Source organism: Variovorax sp. MPBD4-3, assembly GCF_058809745.1.
In genome coordinates this window covers 1-17,077 of the sequence record NZ_JBXASW010000018.1, presented here as the reverse complement: position 1 = coordinate 17,077, position 17,077 = coordinate 1, and the positions used below count along the sequence as shown (strand labels likewise).

Annotated in this window: 17 protein-coding genes; 6 read left to right on the top strand and 11 right to left on the bottom strand. The window is 68.3% G+C overall.

The window, feature by feature from the left end; genetic code table 11:
• Window positions 1–8 precede the first annotated feature (8 nt).
• From AC1RVW_RS13470 to AC1RVW_RS13460, 3 genes are all read right to left on the bottom strand, one after another.
• Window positions 9–1,211: a M20 aminoacylase family protein gene (locus tag AC1RVW_RS13470; RefSeq protein ID WP_106936330.1), complete on the bottom strand. Its 1,203-nt coding sequence runs from the start codon at window positions 1,209–1,211 to the stop codon at window positions 9–11.
• A gap of 80 nt (window positions 1,212–1,291) precedes the next feature.
• The gene (locus tag AC1RVW_RS13465; RefSeq protein WP_493200445.1) at window positions 1,292–2,146 is read right to left on the bottom strand and encodes a pirin family protein; all 855 of its coding nucleotides are present in this window, start codon (window positions 2,144–2,146) and stop codon (window positions 1,292–1,294) included.
• Window positions 2,143–2,730, bottom strand: a complete 588-nt coding sequence (locus tag AC1RVW_RS13460) for an NADPH-dependent FMN reductase (protein WP_106936328.1) — start codon at window positions 2,728–2,730, stop codon at window positions 2,143–2,145. Before AC1RVW_RS13460 ends, AC1RVW_RS13465 begins: the two co-directional genes overlap by 4 nt.
• A 127-nt stretch (window positions 2,731–2,857) precedes the next feature.
• On the opposite strand from AC1RVW_RS13460, the gene AC1RVW_RS13455 reads away from it, so the two are divergent.
• Both AC1RVW_RS13455 and AC1RVW_RS13450 read left to right on the top strand, forming a co-directional pair.
• Window positions 2,858–3,784: a LysR family transcriptional regulator gene (locus tag AC1RVW_RS13455; RefSeq protein WP_493200442.1), complete on the top strand. Its 927-nt coding sequence runs from the start codon at window positions 2,858–2,860 to the stop codon at window positions 3,782–3,784.
• Between the two features lie 40 nt (window positions 3,785–3,824).
• Complete coding sequence (locus AC1RVW_RS13450) at window positions 3,825–4,301, top strand: FKBP-type peptidyl-prolyl cis-trans isomerase (protein ID WP_106936326.1); 477 nt, start codon at window positions 3,825–3,827, stop codon at window positions 4,299–4,301.
• A 10-nt stretch (window positions 4,302–4,311) separates the two neighbouring features.
• On the opposite strand, the gene AC1RVW_RS13445 is transcribed toward AC1RVW_RS13450, so the two are convergent.
• Window positions 4,312–4,995, bottom strand: coding sequence for a hypothetical protein (locus AC1RVW_RS13445; RefSeq protein ID WP_493200439.1), 684 nt, complete (start codon window positions 4,993–4,995; stop codon window positions 4,312–4,314).
• A gap of 8 nt (window positions 4,996–5,003) precedes the next feature.
• Window positions 5,004–6,590: a CYTH and CHAD domain-containing protein gene (locus tag AC1RVW_RS13440; protein ID WP_493200437.1), complete on the bottom strand. Its 1,587-nt coding sequence runs from the start codon at window positions 6,588–6,590 to the stop codon at window positions 5,004–5,006.
• A gap of 159 nt (window positions 6,591–6,749) precedes the next feature.
• Between AC1RVW_RS13440 and AC1RVW_RS13435 the strand changes: the two genes are divergently transcribed.
• Window positions 6,750–7,172 (top strand): VOC family protein, encoded by a 423-nt coding sequence (locus AC1RVW_RS13435; protein ID WP_081268247.1) that lies wholly within the window; start codon window positions 6,750–6,752, stop codon window positions 7,170–7,172.
• Between the two features lie 142 nt (window positions 7,173–7,314).
• Window positions 7,315–8,388 (top strand): pirin family protein, encoded by a 1,074-nt coding sequence (locus AC1RVW_RS13430; protein ID WP_493200435.1) that lies wholly within the window; start codon window positions 7,315–7,317, stop codon window positions 8,386–8,388.
• Between the two features lie 8 nt (window positions 8,389–8,396).
• On the opposite strand, the gene AC1RVW_RS13425 is transcribed toward AC1RVW_RS13430, so the two are convergent.
• The 3 genes from AC1RVW_RS13425 to AC1RVW_RS13415 form a co-directional block, all read right to left on the bottom strand.
• Complete coding sequence (locus AC1RVW_RS13425; protein WP_081268245.1) at window positions 8,397–8,687, bottom strand: YciI family protein; 291 nt, start codon at window positions 8,685–8,687, stop codon at window positions 8,397–8,399.
• 64 nt (window positions 8,688–8,751) lie between these two features.
• On the bottom strand, window positions 8,752–9,768 hold the full coding sequence (locus AC1RVW_RS13420; RefSeq protein ID WP_493200432.1) for a tripartite tricarboxylate transporter substrate binding protein: 1,017 nt from the start codon (window positions 9,766–9,768) through the stop codon (window positions 8,752–8,754).
• 93 nt (window positions 9,769–9,861) lie between these two features.
• On the bottom strand, window positions 9,862–10,953 hold the full coding sequence (locus tag AC1RVW_RS13415; protein ID WP_493200430.1) for a tartrate dehydrogenase: 1,092 nt from the start codon (window positions 10,951–10,953) through the stop codon (window positions 9,862–9,864).
• A gap of 114 nt (window positions 10,954–11,067) precedes the next feature.
• Here AC1RVW_RS13415 and AC1RVW_RS13410 point away from each other — a divergent pair, with 114 nt between their 5' ends.
• Entirely contained in the window at window positions 11,068–12,006 is a 939-nt protein-coding gene (locus AC1RVW_RS13410; protein WP_285413858.1) for a LysR family transcriptional regulator, read from the top strand.
• Here the strand turns inward: AC1RVW_RS13410 and AC1RVW_RS13405 are convergent.
• Window positions 11,993–13,318: an Nramp family divalent metal transporter gene (locus AC1RVW_RS13405; RefSeq protein ID WP_106936317.1), complete on the bottom strand. Its 1,326-nt coding sequence runs from the start codon at window positions 13,316–13,318 to the stop codon at window positions 11,993–11,995. The two genes, AC1RVW_RS13410 and AC1RVW_RS13405, sit on opposite strands and share 14 nt — an antisense overlap.
• Window positions 13,319–13,448: 130 nt before the next feature.
• On the opposite strand from AC1RVW_RS13405, the gene AC1RVW_RS13400 reads away from it, so the two are divergent.
• Window positions 13,449–13,757 carry a putative quinol monooxygenase gene (locus AC1RVW_RS13400; protein WP_285413857.1) on the top strand — a complete coding sequence of 103 codons (309 nt, stop codon included), beginning with the start codon at window positions 13,449–13,451 and terminating at the stop codon, window positions 13,755–13,757.
• A 125-nt stretch (window positions 13,758–13,882) separates the two neighbouring features.
• Here the strand turns inward: AC1RVW_RS13400 and gap are convergent, their stop codons facing one another.
• Both gap and tkt read right to left on the bottom strand, forming a co-directional pair.
• On the bottom strand, window positions 13,883–14,884 hold the full coding sequence (gene gap, locus AC1RVW_RS13395; protein WP_081268239.1) for a type I glyceraldehyde-3-phosphate dehydrogenase: 1,002 nt from the start codon (window positions 14,882–14,884) through the stop codon (window positions 13,883–13,885).
• 57 nt (window positions 14,885–14,941) lie between these two features.
• The gene (gene tkt / locus AC1RVW_RS13390; RefSeq protein WP_081268268.1) at window positions 14,942–17,044 is read right to left on the bottom strand and encodes a transketolase; all 2,103 of its coding nucleotides are present in this window, start codon (window positions 17,042–17,044) and stop codon (window positions 14,942–14,944) included.
• Window positions 17,045–17,077 lie beyond the last annotated feature (33 nt).

Sequence of the window (17,077 nt, the reverse complement as noted above, 5' to 3'; positions counted from 1 at the left end):
GAGGAATCTCAGGCGCCCGACGGCAGCCAGCGCTGCACCAGCTTCACGAAGTAGCTGGCACCGATCGGGATGATCTCGTCGTTGAAGTCGAACGAGGTGTTGTGGATGATGCAAGGGCCGGGCCCGTGGCCGTCGAGCCGGTGGTCGCCGTCGCCGTTGCCCAGGAAGGCGTAGCAGCCGGGCCGCGCGAGCAGCATGTGCGCGAAGTCTTCGGCGCCCATCACGGCGGGGAAGTTGTCGGTGACCATGTCGTCGCCCACCACCTCGCGCATCACGCCGGCGGCAAAGCGCGCCTCCGCCGCGTGGTTCACCGTCGGCGGCGACGAGCGGTTGAAATACACCTCGGCCGTGCAGCCGTGCGCCGCCGCCACGCCCGCGGCCACTTCGCGCAGGCGCGCCTCGATCTTGTCGATGGCCTCGATGGAGAAAGTGCGGATGGTGCCGCCCACCGTGGCCACGTCGGGAATCACGTTGGGCGCGTCGGAGCCCTGCAGCTGCGTGACGGCCAGCAGCGCGCGCTCGGTGCTGGGAATGGTGCGTGCCACGATGGTCTGCAGCTGCTGCGCAAGGTTGACCACCGCCGCCACGGGGTCGATGCCCGTGTGCGGCATCGAGGCGTGCGTGCCGCGCCCGCGCACGGTGATCTTGTACGTGTTGCTCGAGGCCATGAGGGCGCCTTCGTTGAGCGCGAAGCGGCCCACGTCGCCGACCGGAAAGTTGTGCAGCCCGAAGACCGCGTCGCACGGGAAGCGCTCGAACAGGCCCTCGTCGATCATCTTCTTGGCGCCGGCCTTGCCCATCTCCTCGGCCGGCTGGAAGATGAAATGCACCGTGCCGTCGAAGTCGTCCGGCCCCTGCTGCGACAGGTGCCACGCGGCGGCCAGCAGCATGGTGGTGTGGCCGTCGTGGCCGCAGGCGTGCATGCGCCCGGGGTTGGTCGACTTGTGGGCGAACTCGTTGGCCTCGTGCAGCGGCAGCGCGTCCATGTCGGCGCGCAGGCCGATGGTGCGGCTGCCGTTGCCCTTGCGCAGCACGCCGACGAGGCCGGTGCCGGCAATGCCTCGGTGCACCTCGATGCCCCATTCGGCGAGCAGCTTCGCGACCTTCTCGGAGGTGCGGTGTTCCTCGAAACCGAGTTCGGGGTGGGCGTGGATGTCGCGCCGGATCTCGACGAAGCGCGAGATGTCGGCAAAGGAATCGGCAATGTTCATGGCGGGGCGTGGGCTGCGAGTCGGTCGTTCGACCGGAAGCGAACGATTCTGGCGCAGCCGCGCGCCACGCGCATGCAGGCTTACGAGAGTCGGCCCTGCTGCCTCAGCGCCGCGCCGATGCGGCGGATCTCGGCCTCGCCCTGGTCGAGCGCCGCCCGGCTGGTGTGCACCGAGTAATGGCCCATCACCAGCTCGTGCGGATGCTTCACCGCCGAGCCCAGCACGAAGGCCGTGTCGCCATGCGCGATGAAATCGATGGCGTCGTTCGACTCCTCGAACACCGCCAGCTCGCCAGCGCCGATCGGCCCGCCGCGCGCGTCGCCCGTGCCGAGCCCGCCCTCGTTGACCGCGACCCAGCCCACCGTGTGGCCGGCAGGCGGCGTGTAGCGCCAGCGCTCGCCGTCTTTCAGCTCCACGGCCAGGTAGTTCATCGACGCGGGCGCGGCAATGGCGCTGCGCGCCGCGCCGTGGCGCCCGAGCAGCACGCGCGCCGGACCTTCGCGCGGCACCTGCGCGGGTGCGAGGTACATGCTTTGCGCAGGCGCGTTTTCTTCCGAAGGCGGCAGGGCCACCCACAGCTGGAAGCCGCGCACGCGCTTCACGCCCGGCGCGGGCGCGCCGGTGTGCCACACGCCGTTGCCGGCGCGCATCCACTCCACACCGCCGCCGCGCAGCGTGCCTTGTTCGCCGGTCGTGTCTTCGTACAGCGTGTCGCCTTCGATCAGGTAGGTCAGCGTGGCAATGCCCGAGTGCGGATGCAGGCCGAAGCCCTTGTGGCCGCCTTCGGTGTTGAAGCCGAAGAGGTCGAGGAAAACGAAGGGCTTCAGGAATTCGCCCAGGTCCCCGGGGCTCACCAGCCGCGTGATCGAGCCGTGCGAACTGCCGCGCGTGCGGTAGACCACGGCGCGGGCCTGCGTATCGACGGCGGCGGTCATGCGGCCTCCCTTGCGGTCTTCAGCGCCTTGGCCCACCAGGCGATGTCGTCGAGCATGCCGTTTGCGGACTGCGCGAGATGCGGGAAGTCGCCGAAGCTCTTGCCCTGCTGCCATATGCCCATGAACTCGACCATGCCGATGTGCACCGCATGGCGCACCGGCGCCATCTGCATCTCGACCGCCACCAGCCGCAGCTGCTCGACCGCGCGCGCCGCGCCCACGCCGCCGTAGCCCACGAAGCCGATCGGCTTGCGGATGAACTCCTTGTACGCCCAGTCGATCGCGTTCTTCAGCACCGCGCTGGGGCCGTGGTTGTATTCGGGCGTGACGACGATCAGGCCGTCGAAGGTGCCCAGCCTGGCTTGCCAGCGCTGCGCGGCCTCGTTCTTCACCGGCCCCCAGGCGGGCGCGGACGCCTCGTTGAAGAAGGGCAGCGGATGGTCGCGCAGGTCGACCAGCTCGAAGGCGAGGTCGGTGCGCTGCTGCGCGATCTCGTGGATCCATTGCGCGGGCTTTTCGCCGAAGCGGCCCTCGCGGGTCGAGGCGATGACGATGCCGATACGGGGTTGCTGCTGTGAGGTCATGGGGTGCTCCTGGACGGTTGGATGAAGGCCGCGAGGCCATGGACAGAAGCTTAGGTACGCACCCATTGATCGACTAGACGGTAGAGTCGGATTGCACTCGTCCATGAAACGAAGGAATCAACCCGCCATGCTCGACCTCAACGACGTTGCCATGTTTGTGCAGGTGGTGCGCCACGGCAGCTTTGCCGAAGCGGCCCGCAGGCTGGGCCTGCCGCCCAACACCGTGAGCCGGCGCATCCAGCAGCTCGAGTCGCAGCTGGGCACGCGGCTAATGCAGCGCTCGACGCGCAAGCTGACGCTGACGAGCGCCGGGCAGGCTTTTCATGACCAATGCGCGGGGCTGGTCGACGGGCTGGCCGCCGCCGGGCAGGCGCTGGCGGCCGGAGGCCAGGAGCCCAGCGGCCTCGTGCGCGTGGCGGCGCCGGCGGATTTCTTCGATTTCTTCCCGATGGAATGGGTCGCCGATTTCCTGGCCGGGCATCCGCTGGTACGGCTCGACTTCGTGCTCAGCGACGCGGCCGCCGACCTCATCGCCGAGCAGATCGACGTGGCGTTCCGCGGCGGCGTGCTGCGCGATTCGGGCTACATCGGGCGCCGGCTGATGACGCGAAGCGGCGGCCTGCTGGCGAGCCCCGGCTACATCGCGCGGCGCGGCCAGCCCACCACCCTGCAGGAGCTGGCGGACCACGACTGCGTGACGCCGCCGCACCCCACCGGCCACACCATCTGGCGCCTCGCGGGCCCTGGCGGCGCTGAAGAGGAAGTGCAGGTCAGCGGCCGGTTCACCGGCAACACCGCGCAGGCGCTGCGCAGGGCCGCATTGGCCGGACTGGGCATCGCCCAGTTGCCGCCGGCAATGGCGACGCGCGACGAGCAGGAAGGACGGCTGGTGCGGGTGCTGCCGCAGTACGAGTACACCGGCCGGGGGCTCAACGTGGTCTACCCGAGCCGCAAGCACCTGCCGCTGGCGGTGTCTGCGTTCATCGAGCTGGTGATGGCCAAGCTCGACCAGATGGACGTGCTGCACGAGCCCGCGTCGCAGGGGAAAGCCTAGGCGACGGGTTCCTTTTGTTTTCCACTGAAAATGCCTCCCCATGAAAATCGAAAAAGACACCGTCGTCACCATCAAGTACAAGGTCTCCGACGCCCAGGGCAAGCTCATCGAGGCGAGCCCCGAGCCGATGGCCTATCTGCATGGCGGCTACGAGAACACGCTGCCGAAGATCGAGGAAGCGCTCGACGGCAAGGAAAAGGGCTACCAGACCGTGCTGAACCTCTCGCCCGAAGACGCCTTCGGCCAACGCGACGAGACGCTGGTGCGCAGCATTCCCAAGACCGACTTTCCACCGGGCGTGAAGGTGGGCGGCCAACTGCAGGGGCGCCTGGACGACGGCCGCGAGCACGTCTTCACCGTGATGAAGATCAAGGGCCCGGTCGTGCTGCTCGACGGCAACCATCCGTGGGCGGGCAAGGCGCTGAAGTTCAGCCTGCAGGTGACGGACGTGCGCGCGGCGCTGCCGGTGGAAATCGAGCACCGGCATGTGCATGGCGCCCACGGGCACCATCACTGATCTGCTTCTTCTAGCCGCTGCTGCGCGGCACCGGCGTGACGGGGCTCAGTGCCAGCAGCCGCTGCAGGCCGGCCTCGTAGGCCGCAGCGTCCATTTCGCTGCTGTGCCTTGCCACCAGGTAGCTGAGTCCGAAGCGCTCGGTGGCCTGGGTGTAGAGCCGGTAGAAGCGCTCGCCTTCTTCGATGCGCGTCAGCTTCTGCCACGGCACGACGGCGGCCTTGCTGCTTTGGGGCGCCATGAGGCTCAGGCCTTGCGCGCTGATCGTCACCTCATGGATGCCGACGGCCCTGATCGCGGAGCGCGTGACCGATCGATGCAGTGCGCGGGCCACGCGGTCCCGCCTGGCGGGCTGGGTCCTCGCCCTTCGGCGCGAGCCCAGGGCGGCGATTCGCTCGACGAGACGTGCGCGAAAGAGCCACAGCAGCAGCCCCGACAGCACGACTGCCACGGCCGAGCTGATCCAGAACTCGGCACGCACGGGCCGGGGTTCGAGCGCGTACAGAAGCCCGATGGCGAGCACGGGCGCGGCCACCATCAGCGCCGAGAGCGCCCGTGGCACCAGCCGCTGGACAGCCGCATGAAGGCGTTCCGACTGCCGGTCATGTTCCGCGAGGCGGCGTTCCAGGGCCGCTTCTCCAAGCAGCTCCGCGTCTTCCGGCGCCAGCCTGAATCGCAGTTGCAGTGGCTCATCCATCCGGTTTCCTATTTCTTCTTCCAGAACCTGGCGGCCTCGTCGATCTTGCCCAGCGCCTTGGCGCAGGCCCTTGCGCCCGCCGCGTGGCGCGCGCTGAACCAGCCCACGGCGAACCACGCGCGGGAATCGCGTTCGGCCGCTTCGCGGTAGAGCGCGAGCGCGACGGCTTCGTCGTTGAACTCACCCAGCGCATCCTGCGCGGGACGCAAGGCCTTGAGGTAGCGCTCGGCACCGCCCTTGTCCGCCGCATCGAACAGCGGCGCGACGAATTCGGCGAGGTAGCGCAGGCGCTTGAGCCGCTTGCGCACGCGGTGCTGGCTTTCGGTGTCCAGCGATTCGAAGCGTTCACCGTCGCGCATCACCTGCTTGTGCAGGCGTTGCAGCCGCTTGCGCAGCATGTGTCGGGCGGCGTCGGCATCCAGGGGCGCTGGGCTGGCCGGTGGCGTCTCTCCTCCTTCTTCGCTTTCCGACGCAGCCTTGGCGGGGCCGGCCGCGGTAAAGCCGATCAGCGACACCAGCACGTTCTGGAACGCCGAAGCGCGCACGGCGTCTCCGGCCGAAGGCGCGCTTTTGGCCGCCGCATCGCCGGCCAGCGGATCGAACTCCGGCGCGCCTGCCTCGCGCAGCCGGGGCTGCGCCAGCTTCACCACCTGCTCGCGGTCACGCAACTCGCCGAGCGCGCGGAAGGCTTCGACCAGGGGCGGCTCCCATGCAGCGGCATCGAACAGGCCCGAGGTAGTGTCGAGTTCGGCCAACTCACGCAGCGCGGTGCGCAACCGCCGGATGCCGATGCGCAACTGGTGCACCTGCTCCTCGTCTTCGCTGCCCGCGGCGATCTCGCTCGCGTTCGGCAGCATCTGCGCCAGGCATGAGGCGACCACCGCCTGCTGGATGGCAAGTCCGTCCGGGTGCTGGCTGCCGAAGCGCGGCGCCTCGGCCTTCACGGCTTCCACCGTTTCCTGCGCCGCCAGCAGGCGCGCGCCGCGCTCGGCCTTCGACACGGTGCTGAACCACAGGCCGTGCTGCTGCGACCAGCGCCGCGCGAGCGACACCAGGCCATGCACGTCGCCGTGCTTGAGTTCCAGTTCCAGTTCGCACACCGGCGATGCGCGTTGCTCCGGCGTGCCGGCGTGGGCGACGACCTTGCCGACGTCGAGCGCCATCTCGACCACCGCGCCGCCGGGCCCGGTGACGCGCACGTCGCGCGTGAGCCGCACGATGTCGGTCGATTGCCGCTCGACCAGCGGCACGCCGCCGTCGCTGCCGTCCGCCAGCAGCAGCTTCGCGAGCCTGTCGCCCACCGGCGTGCCCTGGTGGCGCTGCGGGTCGATGGCCGGCGCGGCACCGGCCGTGCCCAGGTCGACGTTGTGCTCCAGCCGGTGCAGGGCGTTGTCGCCGGTGGCTTTCACGGTCTGCACCCAGCGCCGGCCTTCCTTGCGCAGCCGAAGCACCATGCCGTCGGCGGCCAGCCGCTGGTCGGCGGTGTCGAAATAGCGGGCCTGCAGGCGGGTGCGCACGACGGTGCCGCGTTTCAGGGCGGCTTCGACGGCCTTCAGGCGGCCGGCGGGAATGCAGAACTTGAACTCGATTTCCATAGGGCGCCATGATGCCCGCGCCGCCACGCAGGGCCGCCAAATCCCCTGCCTGGAAAATCATGTGGACGCCGTCCATTTTCTTTGGTATCTTTTGTGGACGGCGTACACAAGGCGCCGTTGAACATCCACATCACCCCTTCACCGACACAGGACGACACCATGGCCACCAAGCAGATCTTCGTGAACCTCCCCGTCAAGGACCTCGACAAGAGCAAGGCATTCTTCGCCGCGCTGGGCTACACCTTCAATGCACAGTTCACCGACGCGAATGCCGCATGCATGGTCATCCAGGAAGGCAGCATCCACGCCATGCTGCTGGTGGAAGATTTCTTCAAGACCTTCACGAGCAAGAGCATCGCCGACACCAGCAAGAGCACCGAGGTGCTGCTGTGCCTCTCGTGCGAAAGCCGCGCCGAGGTCGACGAGCTGGTGGCCAAGGCCAAGGCCGCGGGCGGCACCATCCCGGGCGAACCGAAGGACTACGGCTTCATGTACGGCCACGGCTTCCAGGACATCGACGGCCACCTCTGGGAGCTGATGTACATGGACCCGAACGCCGTCGTCACGCACCAGAACCAGTGACCTGACGCCACACCGTTGAAGAAGCAGAACGATGCCGATCGTTCCATACGCGCTCTTCACTGTTGCACGGAAGGCCCCTACCGGACGGGGGCGCCGCCCCGATATTCCTGTCACCGGCACGGCATCATCGGCCGAGCCCCCCATGAAAAGGAATAGCCCCATGCCCGAACAAGACAACAGCCCCGTCGTGCGGGTCGCGCCCCTCGGTTTCCCGTGGCAGACGATCGACCCGTTCCTGTTCTGCGTCTACCACGACGATGCCTATCCGCAGGGCAACGGGCGCATGGGGCCGGCCGCGTCGCTGGCCGGGCGCGACATCGGCCAGGACTTCAGCCGCAAGGACGGCTGGAGCATGTACCACGGCGACAAGGTGCCGGGCTTTCCCTCGCACCCGCACCGCGGCTTCGAGACCGTGACCATCGTGCGCAAGGGCCTGGTCGATCACTCCGACTCGCTGGGCGCCACCGCGCGCTTCGGCGGCGGCGACGTGCAGTGGCTCACGGCCGGCAAGGGCATCGTGCACTCCGAGATGTTCCCGCTGCTCGACGCCGGCGCGCCCAACCCGCTGGAGCTGTTCCAGATCTGGCTGAACCTGCCGGCGCGCAGCAAGATGGCCGAGCCGCATTTCACGATGTTCTGGTCCGACGCCATTCCGCGTTTCGCTTCCGACGACGCGAAGGGCGGCCGCACCGAGGTCGCCGTGATCGCCGGCCGGCTGGGCGACGCCGTCAACGGACAGGACCCGATCCAGCCGCTGGCGCCGCCGCCCGACTCGTGGGCCTCGCAGGCCGACGCCGACGTGGCCATCTGGACGCTCAAGATGACGCCCGGCGCGCAATGGACGCTGCCGGCCGCCAGCGGCGAGGGCACGCGGCGCATGCTGTATTTCTTCAAGGGCGCGGCGGCTTTCGTCGCGGGCCGGCGCGTGGAGGGCCCGGCGGCCATCGAACTGCGCGGCGATGCCGCGGTGGAGATTGCCAACGGCGACAGCGAGAGCGAGTTCCTGGTGCTGCAGGGCCGCCCGATCGCCGAGCCGGTGGTGCAGTACGGCCCCTTCGTGATGAACACGCAGGCCGAGATCAGCCAGACCATGGCCGACTACCGCCGCACCCAGTTCGGCGGCTGGCCCTGGAAAGACTCCGCGCCGGTGCACGGCCAAGAGGCCGCGCGCTTCGCAAGGCACCCGGGCGGGCGAGAGGAAGTGCCCGAAGCCTGAGCCCCGGCTCAGATCGTCTTCAGGACTTCGGCGCCCGGCGCCGTCATGCTGGGCACGAACTCGATAACGTCGGTGCGCGCGACGCCGTTCTGCACGAACGGATCGCGCGCCAGCAAGGCTTCCAGCGCCGCGCGGTCGCCCGAACGCGCCAGGATCACGCCGCCCTTGCGCGGCACCTGCCGGCCCGAGGCCACGAACAGGCCGCTTTCGTAGTGCGTCTTGAGCCAGCTGACATGCGCGTCCATCAGCGCATCGAGTTCTTCGAGCGGGCGGATGTAGGTAAGGGTGACGATGAACATGGATGAGGGCAGAGAGTGAACGAGGAAGCCGCCATCCTATGAGTTCGGTGGTTCGGCCGCCTCCTCACTCGATTGCCACGCCGCCTTCCTTCACCAGCTTCGCGAACTTGGCCGTCTCCTCGCGGATGCGGCGCGCCATCTCTTCCTGCGTGCCGCCCAGCGGCTCGGCACCGATGGCCTGCATGCGTTGCGCGAAGTCGGGCGAATGGATGATCTTCACCATCTCGGCGTTCAGGCGCGCGACGATCTCCTTCGGCGTGGCCGCCGGCGACAGCACGCCGAACCAGGTGCCGATGTCGAAGCCCTTGAGGCCCGCCTCTTCCATCGTCGGCACGTCGGGCAGCACCGTCGAGCGGCGCGCCGTGGTCACGGCCAGCGCGCGCAACTTGCCGCTCTTGATGTGCTGCAGCACCGGCGTGATGGTGTCGAAGGACATCGCCACCTGGCCGCCGAGCAGGTCGGTGGTGAGCGGCCCGCTGCCCTTGTAGGGCACATGCAGCAACGTGGTGCCGGTGCTGGCCTGGAACTGCGTGCCGATCAGGTGCTGCGCCGTGCCGTTCCCGTTGGAGCCGTAGGCCAGCTTCTCGGGCGCGGCCTTGGCCAGCGCGACCAGTTCGGCGACGTTCTTCGCGGGCGTGCTGGCGGCGTTGACGACCAGCACGTTCGGCACCATGGCCACCAGGGTGACAGGCGCCAGGTCTTTCTGGAAGTCGTAGGGCAGCTTCTTGTAGACGCTGGTGGCGATGGTGTGGTGCACCGCGCCCATCAGCAGCGTGTAGCCGTCAGGTTTGGCCTTGGCCACGTAGTCGGCGCCGAGCGTGGCGCCGGCACCGGGCCTGCTCTCGACCACCACGGGCTGGCCGAGCGACTGCGAGAGCTTGTCGGCCAGCGCGCGCGCCAGCACGTCGGTGGTGCCGCCGGCGGGGAAGGGCACGATGAGGCTGATGGGCTTGGCCGGCCAGCCGGCCGGTGACTGCGCGAAGGCCAGCGCAGCGGCGCCAAGGCCCAGTGCGAGCGTCGCGGCCCGAAGCAGGGCGCGCCTGCCGCTGCTGCGGCGGCGCGCGTTGGAAGAAGCGTTCATGGTTTGTCTCCGGCTCGTTGTCGTGGTGCGCGCATCGAGGCGCGCGGATACCGTCGTGTCTGTCGCTGGCGGCCGTTCAGGCCATTGCGTGTGTCACGCCGCAAGCCGCATCGGCTCGCCCGCGATGTGCGCGCACACCGCCTGCGTGACCTGCTCGGTGGTCGCGCTGCCGCCCAGGTCGCGTGTGTGCAGCGCCGGGTTGGCCGTGACGTGCTCCACCGCCTGCATCACGCGCCGCGCCGCCTCGGCCTCGCCCAGGTGCTCGAGCAGCATCACCACCGACCAGAAAGTGCCGACCGGGTTGGCCAGCCCCTTGCCCATGATGTCGAAGGCCGACCCGTGGATGGGCTCGAACATCGACGGATAGCGCCGCTCCGGGTCGATGTTGCCGGTGGGCGCGATGCCCAGGCTGCCCGCCAGCGCGGCGGCCAGGTCGCTGAGGATGTCGGCGTGCAGGTTGGTGGCGACGATGGTGTCGAGCGTGGCCGGGCGGTTGACCATGCGTGCGGTGCAGGCGTCGACCAGTTCCTTGTCCCACGTCACGTCGGGGAACTCCTTGGAGATCTGCAGCGCGATCTCGTCCCACATCACCATCGCATGGCGCTGCGCGTTGCTCTTGGTCACCACGGTGAGCAGCTTGCGCGGCCGCGAACCGGCCAGCTTGAAGGCGAAACGCATGATGCGCTCCACGCCCGCGCGGGTCATCATGCTCACGTCGGTCGCGGCCTCGATGGGGTGGCCCTGGTGCACGCGGCCGCCGACGCCGGCGTACTCGCCCTCGGAGTTCTCGCGCACGATCACCCAGTCGAGCTGGCCGGGCGCGCAGCGCTTGAGCGGGCCGTCGATGCCCGGCAGGATGCGCGTGGGCCGCACGTTGGCGTACTGGTCGAAGCCCTGGCAGATCTTCAGGCGCAGGCCCCAGAGCGTGACGTGGTCGGGAATGTGCGGATCGCCCGCGGAGCCGAAAAGAATGGCGTCCTTGCCGCGCAGCGCGTCGAGGCCGTCGGCCGGCATCATCTCGCCGTGCGCGCGGTACCAGTCGCCGCCCCAACCGAAGTCCTCGAAGCTGAATTGCAGCGCGCCGCCGGAGGCCTCGGCCAGCGCCTCCATCACCCGGCGCCCCGCCGGAACCACTTCCTTGCCGATGCCGTCGCCGGGAATGGTGGCAATGCTGTAGCGGGTCATCGATGTCCTTTTGTGTGTGTGCTCTTTGGAAGGCGCACTGTAGGATCCGGCGCGCTGAACAATTCATGCCCGAAGTGAATCCATCCTTAACTTCAATTCAACAATGAGGCTGCCATGACGTCGCCTGTACAGCCCGCCGACCTCGGCTTCTTCTCCGCGCTCGCGGCCTGCGGCAGCCTGAGCGCCGCGGCGCGCGAACTCGGCATCAGCACGCCGGCCGTGAGCAAGCGGCTCTCGCAGATGGAAACGCGCCTGGGGGTGACGCTGGTGAACCGCACCACGCGGCGCATGAGCCTCACGCCCGAGGGCGAGCTCTACGTGGCGCATGCGCGCCGCATCCTCGGCGAGATCGACGACATGGCGCAGTTGTTGGGCGGCGCCAAGGGCGAGGCGCAGGGCCTGCTGCGCGTGAACGCCACGCTGGGCTTCGGGCGCAGCCACGTGGCGCCGCTGATCTCGAAGTTCGTGCGCAAGCATCCGCAGGTCGAGGTGCAGCTGCAGCTGTCGGTCAACCCGCCGCCGCTGACCGACGACGCCTTCGACGTCTGCATCCGCTTCGGCGCGCCGCCCGAGGCCCGCGTGATCGCCCGGCGCATCGCGTCGAACCGGCGGCTGCTGTGCGCATCGCCGGCCTACCTGGCGCGCGCCGGGCAGCCCAGGGTGCCCAACGACCTCGCGCACCACCGCTGCATCGGCATCCGCCAGGGCGACGAGGCCTACGGCATGTGGCGCCTGAGCACCGGCCGGGGCACGGCGCAGCGCACCGAGGCGGTGAAGACGCGCGGCGCGCTGAGCACCAACGACGGCGAGATCGCGGTCAACTGGGCGCTCGACGGCCACGGCATCCTGATGCGCGCCGAGTGGGACATCGCGCGCTACCTGCGCAGCGGCCGGCTGGTGCAGGTGCTCGCGAACTACCGAACGCCCGACGCCGACATCTACGCCGTGTACCCGCAGCGCCACCAGTTGTCGGCGCGCGTGCGGACCTTCGTCGACTTCATCGCGGCCGCGCTCGGCAAGGACGCGGCCGAGCCTTCGCTCAACCGCCGCTGAGCACCGAGGCCACCAGCCATACGTTGGCGGCGCTGATCACGCCGAACAGGCCCCATGCGAGCGACTTGAGCACCGGCCCGTTGGCAAAGCCGCCCATCATGGCGCGGCTGCTGGTGAAGCGAATCAAGGGCCACATCGCGAACGGAAGCTGGAAGCTCAGCACCACCTGGCTGAGCACCAGCATCTTGCCCACGCCGCCGTCGCCGAACCACCAGACGCCGAGGAAGGCCGGGCCGAGCGCGAGCGCGCGCGTGATCAGCCGGCGCTGCCAGCACGGGATCTTCATGTCGAGAAAGCCCTCCATGATGATCTGGCCCGCGATGGTGCCGGTGAAGGTCGAACTCTGCCCCGAGGCCAGCAGCGCGATGCCGAACAGCGTGGCCGCGAAGGCGCTGCCGACGACGGGCTCGAGCAGGCGGTAGGCGTCGTCGATCTCCGCCACTTCGCGGTGGCCGGTGGCATGGAAGGCGCTGGCCGCCAGCACCATGATGGCCGCGTTGACCAGCAGCGCGAGCGACAGCGACACCACCGCGTCGAGCGTGCAGAAGCGCACCGCCTCGCGCCGCGCCGGTTCGGTATCGGCCACGAGGCGGGTCTGCACGATGGACGAATGCAGGTACAGGTTGTGCGGCATCACGGTGGCGCCGACGATGCCGATGGCCAGGTACAGCGCGCCCGGCTGGTGCAACCGCTCCAGGCTCGGCGCGAAGCCCATCGCCACGCCGAACCAGTTGGGCGGCGCCATCATCAGCTCGACCGCGAAGCAGCCCGCGATGGTGCCGACCAGCCCGAGCACGATGGCCTCCACCCGGCGAAAGCCCGCGCCCTGCAGGCCCAGCACCAGCAGCGTGTCGAAGGCCGTGATGGCGATGCCCACCGGAATCGACACGCCGAACAGCAGGTGCAGCGCGAGCGCGCTGCCCAGCACCTCGGCGAGGTCGCAGGCCACGATGGCCAGCTCGGCGCCCAGCCACAGCAAGCGGTTGACGCGCGGCGAGTAGTGCTCGCGGCAGGCGCGCGCCAGGTCTTTCTGCGCCACCAGCCCCAGGCGCACGCACAGGGTCTGCAGCAGCATTGCCGCCAGGCTCGCCAGCAGCACCACGAACAGCAGGCCGTAGCCGAAGCGCGAGCCGGCCTCGATGTCGGTGGCCCAATTGCCCGGGTCCATGTAGCCGACCGACACCAGCAGGCCCGGGCCCGCGTAGCGCATCAGCTTCCTGAAGAAAGGCAGGTCCTGGGGAACGGCCACGCTGCCCTTCACTTCGGAAGGACAGAAAGGCGCGGTGGCCGTGCGGGGGAGCGGAAAGAACATCCGGGCGATGATAGGGACAAGGCCGCGGCGTTGTCGCGGACCTGACCGGCGCGGCGATGCCGGATCTCTTAGATTCGGCGTTCGCACCCCGGTGCGTCATCCCTCACATCAATCCTCGGAGACCTTTTCAATGATCCACGTCGTCGCAGTCATCACCGCCAAGCCGGGCCAGCGCGCCGCGCTGCTCGAAGCCTTCGCCGCCAACCGCGCGGCCGTGCTGGCCGAAGAGGGCTGCATCGAATACGGCGCGACGATCGACGCGCAAGGCATCCCGACGTCGAAGGCCAGCTTCGGCGACGACACCTTCGTCGTGATCGAGAAATGGGAAACGCTGGCCCACCTGCAGGCCCACGCCGTCGCGCCGCACATGAAGGCGCACAGCGAGAAGACCAAGGAGCTGACGGCGGGCAAGCTGATTCACGTGCTCGAGCCGGTTTGAGTTTTCGCACGCGCAGCGAAATCCGCAGGAACGAGAAGCTGCGCTGCACCCCGCGGCTGCTGCCTGCCGCCTCGCCATGAAAAAACGCGCCCTCGGGCGCGTTTTTTCATGGAAGCGTCGAAGCCTTACTTCGACACGACCTTCACCATCTCCAGGCACTTGTTCGAGTAGCCCCACTCGTTGTCGTACCAGCTCACGAGCTTGACGAAGGTGCCGTCCAGCGCAATGCCGGCTTCGGCGTCGAAGATCGAGGTGCGCGGGTCGCCGCGGAAGTCGGTGGCGACGACCTTGTCTTCGGTGTAGCCCAGCACGCCCTTGAGCGCGCCTTCGCTCTGTGCCTTCATCTCGGCGCAGATTTCCTTGTACGTGGCTTCCTTCACCAGCTCGACCGTCAGGTCGACCACCGACACGTCGGAGGTCGGCACGCGGAAGCTCATGCCGGTGAGCTTCTTGTTGAGCTCGGGGATCACCACGCCCACGGCCTTGGCGGCGCCGGTGCTCGAGGGAATGATGTTTTCCAGGATGCCGCGGCCGCCGCGCCAATCCTTGTTGCTCGGGCCGTCCACGGTCTTCTGCGTGGCGGTGGCCGCGTGCACGGTGGTCATCAGGCCGCGCTTGATGCCCCACTTGTCGTTCAGCACCTTGGCCAGCGGCGCCAGGCAGTTGGTGGTGCAGCTGGCGTTGCTGACGATGGCTTCGCCGGCGTACTTCTTGTCGTTCACGCCGTAGACGAACATGGGGGTGTCGTCCTTCGACGGTGCCGACAGGATGACCTTCTTGGCGCCCGCGTCGATGTGCTTCTGCGCGGTTTCCTTGGTGAGGAACAGGCCGGTCGATTCGAGCACGACGTCGGCGCCGACTTCGTTCCACTTCAGTTGCGCAGGGTCGCGCTCCTGGGTCAGGCGGATCCTCTTGCCGTTCACGATCAGCGTGTTGCCGTCAACCGTGACCTCACCCTTGAAGCGGCCATGCACCGAGTCGTACTGGAGCATGTAGGCGAGGTAGTCGGGCTCGAGCAAGTCGTTGATGGCAACGATTTCGATGTCGTTCTTGAAGTTCTGCACTGCTGCGCGCAGCACGTTGCGACCGATGCGGCCGAAGCCGTTGATACCGAGTTTGATAGCCATCTGACTTGCTCCTAAGGTTGAAAAACTTGTTGTCTGTCGTGAACCGTGCGAAGGGACTCAGTCGCGCAGCGCTGCTTCCACCGTGGCGGCCACGTTCTCCGCCGTGAATCCGAAGTGCTTGAACAGCACCGGCGCGGGCGCCGATTCGCCGTACGTGTCGATGCCCACGACGGCGGCGCAGCCGTACTTCCACCAGCCGCCGGTGCAGCCCATTTCAACGGCGATGCGCGGCAGCTTCTTGGGCAGCACGGCCTTCTTGTAGGCCAGGTCCTGGCGGTCGAAGGTGGTGGTCGAGGGCATCGACACCACGCGCACGGCGATCTTCTTCTCGGCCAGCAGCTTCTGCGCGGCCAGTGCGAGCTGCACTTCGGAACCCGTGGCGATGATGACGGCGGCGGTCTTCTTGCTCTTCAGGCCGACGGCTTCCGGCTCGGACAGCACGTAGGCACCGCGGCTGATGTCGCCGAGTTCGCTCTTGGGCGCGTAGGCGATGTTCTGGCGGCTCAGCAGCAGCGCGGTCGGGCGCGACTGGTTCTGCAGCGCCACGGCCCAGGCCACGGCGGTTTCGGCCGTGTCGCCCGGGCGCCAGACGTCCAGGTTCGGAATCAGGCGCAGCGAGGCGGCGTGCTCGATCGACTGGTGGGTCGGGCCGTCTTCGCCCAGGCCGATGGAGTCGTGGGTGAACACGTGGATCACGCGGCGCTTCATCAGCGCGGCCATGCGGATGGCGTTGCGGCTGTAGTCGCTGAACGTGAGGAAGGTGCCGCCGTAGGGGATGTAGCCGCCATGCAGCGCCACGCCGTTCATGATGGCCGCCATGCCGAACTCGCGCACGCCGTAGTTGATGTGGCGGCCGATGGTGCCGTGGGGCGTTTCGGCCGGGGCCGCGGACTTGGTTTCGTCTTCGGCGCCTTGCTTGGCCTCGACGGCCGGCACGTTCATGACCACGGCGCCGGTCTTGGCATCGAAGCGCAGCGCGGCGGTGCTCTTGGTGTTGGTGAGGTTGGAGCCGGTCAGGTCGGCGCTGCCGCCGAGCATTTCAGGCAGTGCGGCGGTGAAGGCTTCCAGCGCGAGCTGGCTGGCCTTGCGGCTGGCCACGGTCTCGGCCTTGGTGTGGGCGGCGACCACGGTGTCGAACGCGACCTGGTGGAAGTCCTTGGGCAGCTCGCCCTTCATGCGGCGGGTGAAGTCGGCGGCCAGCTCGGGGTAGGCGGCGGCGTAGGCGGCGAACCTGGCGTTCCACTCGGCTTCGATGTTGGCGCCCGCTTCCTTGTGGTCCCAGTCGGCGTACACCTCGGCCGGAATCTCGAAGGGCGGGTAGTGCCAGTCGATGGCGTCGCGCGTGAGCTTGATTTCTTCGGCGCCCAGTGCTTCGCCGTGGGCCTTGGCGGTGCCGGCGCGGTTCGGGCTGCCCTTGCCGATGACGGTCTTGCAGTTGATGAGCGTGGGCTTGTCGGTCGATTGCTTGGCCTTGGCGATGGCCTTCGACACTTCGGCGGCGTCGTTGCCGTCGATCGGGCCGATCACGTGCCAGCCATAGGCGTGGAAGCGCTCGGCCACGTTGTCGATGTACCAGGGCTTGACCTGGCCGTCGATGCTGATGCCGTTGTCGTCGTACAGCGCGATCAGCTTGTTCAGGTGCCAGGCGCCGGCGAGTGCGCAGGCTTCATGGCTGATGCCTTCCATCATGCAACCGTCGCCCAGGAAGGCGTAGGTGTGGTGGTCGACGATGGCGTGGTCCTTGCGGTTGAACTCGGCCGACAGGAGCTTCTCGGCCAGCGCGAAGCCCACGGCGTTGGTGATGCCCTGGCCCAGCGGGCCGGTGGTGGTTTCCACGCCGGGGGTCACGTCGACTTCAGGGTGGCCGGCGGTCTTGCTGTGCAGCTGGCGGAAGTTCTTGAGCTCGCCGATGGGCAGGTCGTAGCCGGTGAGGTGCAGCACCGAGTACAGCAGCATCGAGGCGTGGCCGTTCGAGAGCACGAAGCGGTCGCGGTCGAACCAGTGCGGGTTCGCGGGGTTGTAGCGCAGGTGTTCGCCCCAGAGTGCGACGGCCATGTCGGCCATGCCCATCGGTGCACCCGGATGTCCGGAATTCGCTTGTTGAACGGCATCCATAGCCAGCGCGCGGATCGCGTTGGCCATCAGGGCTTGGTTTGCCATGGGCATGGGACTTTCGGGGGAAAAGGGTGGGTG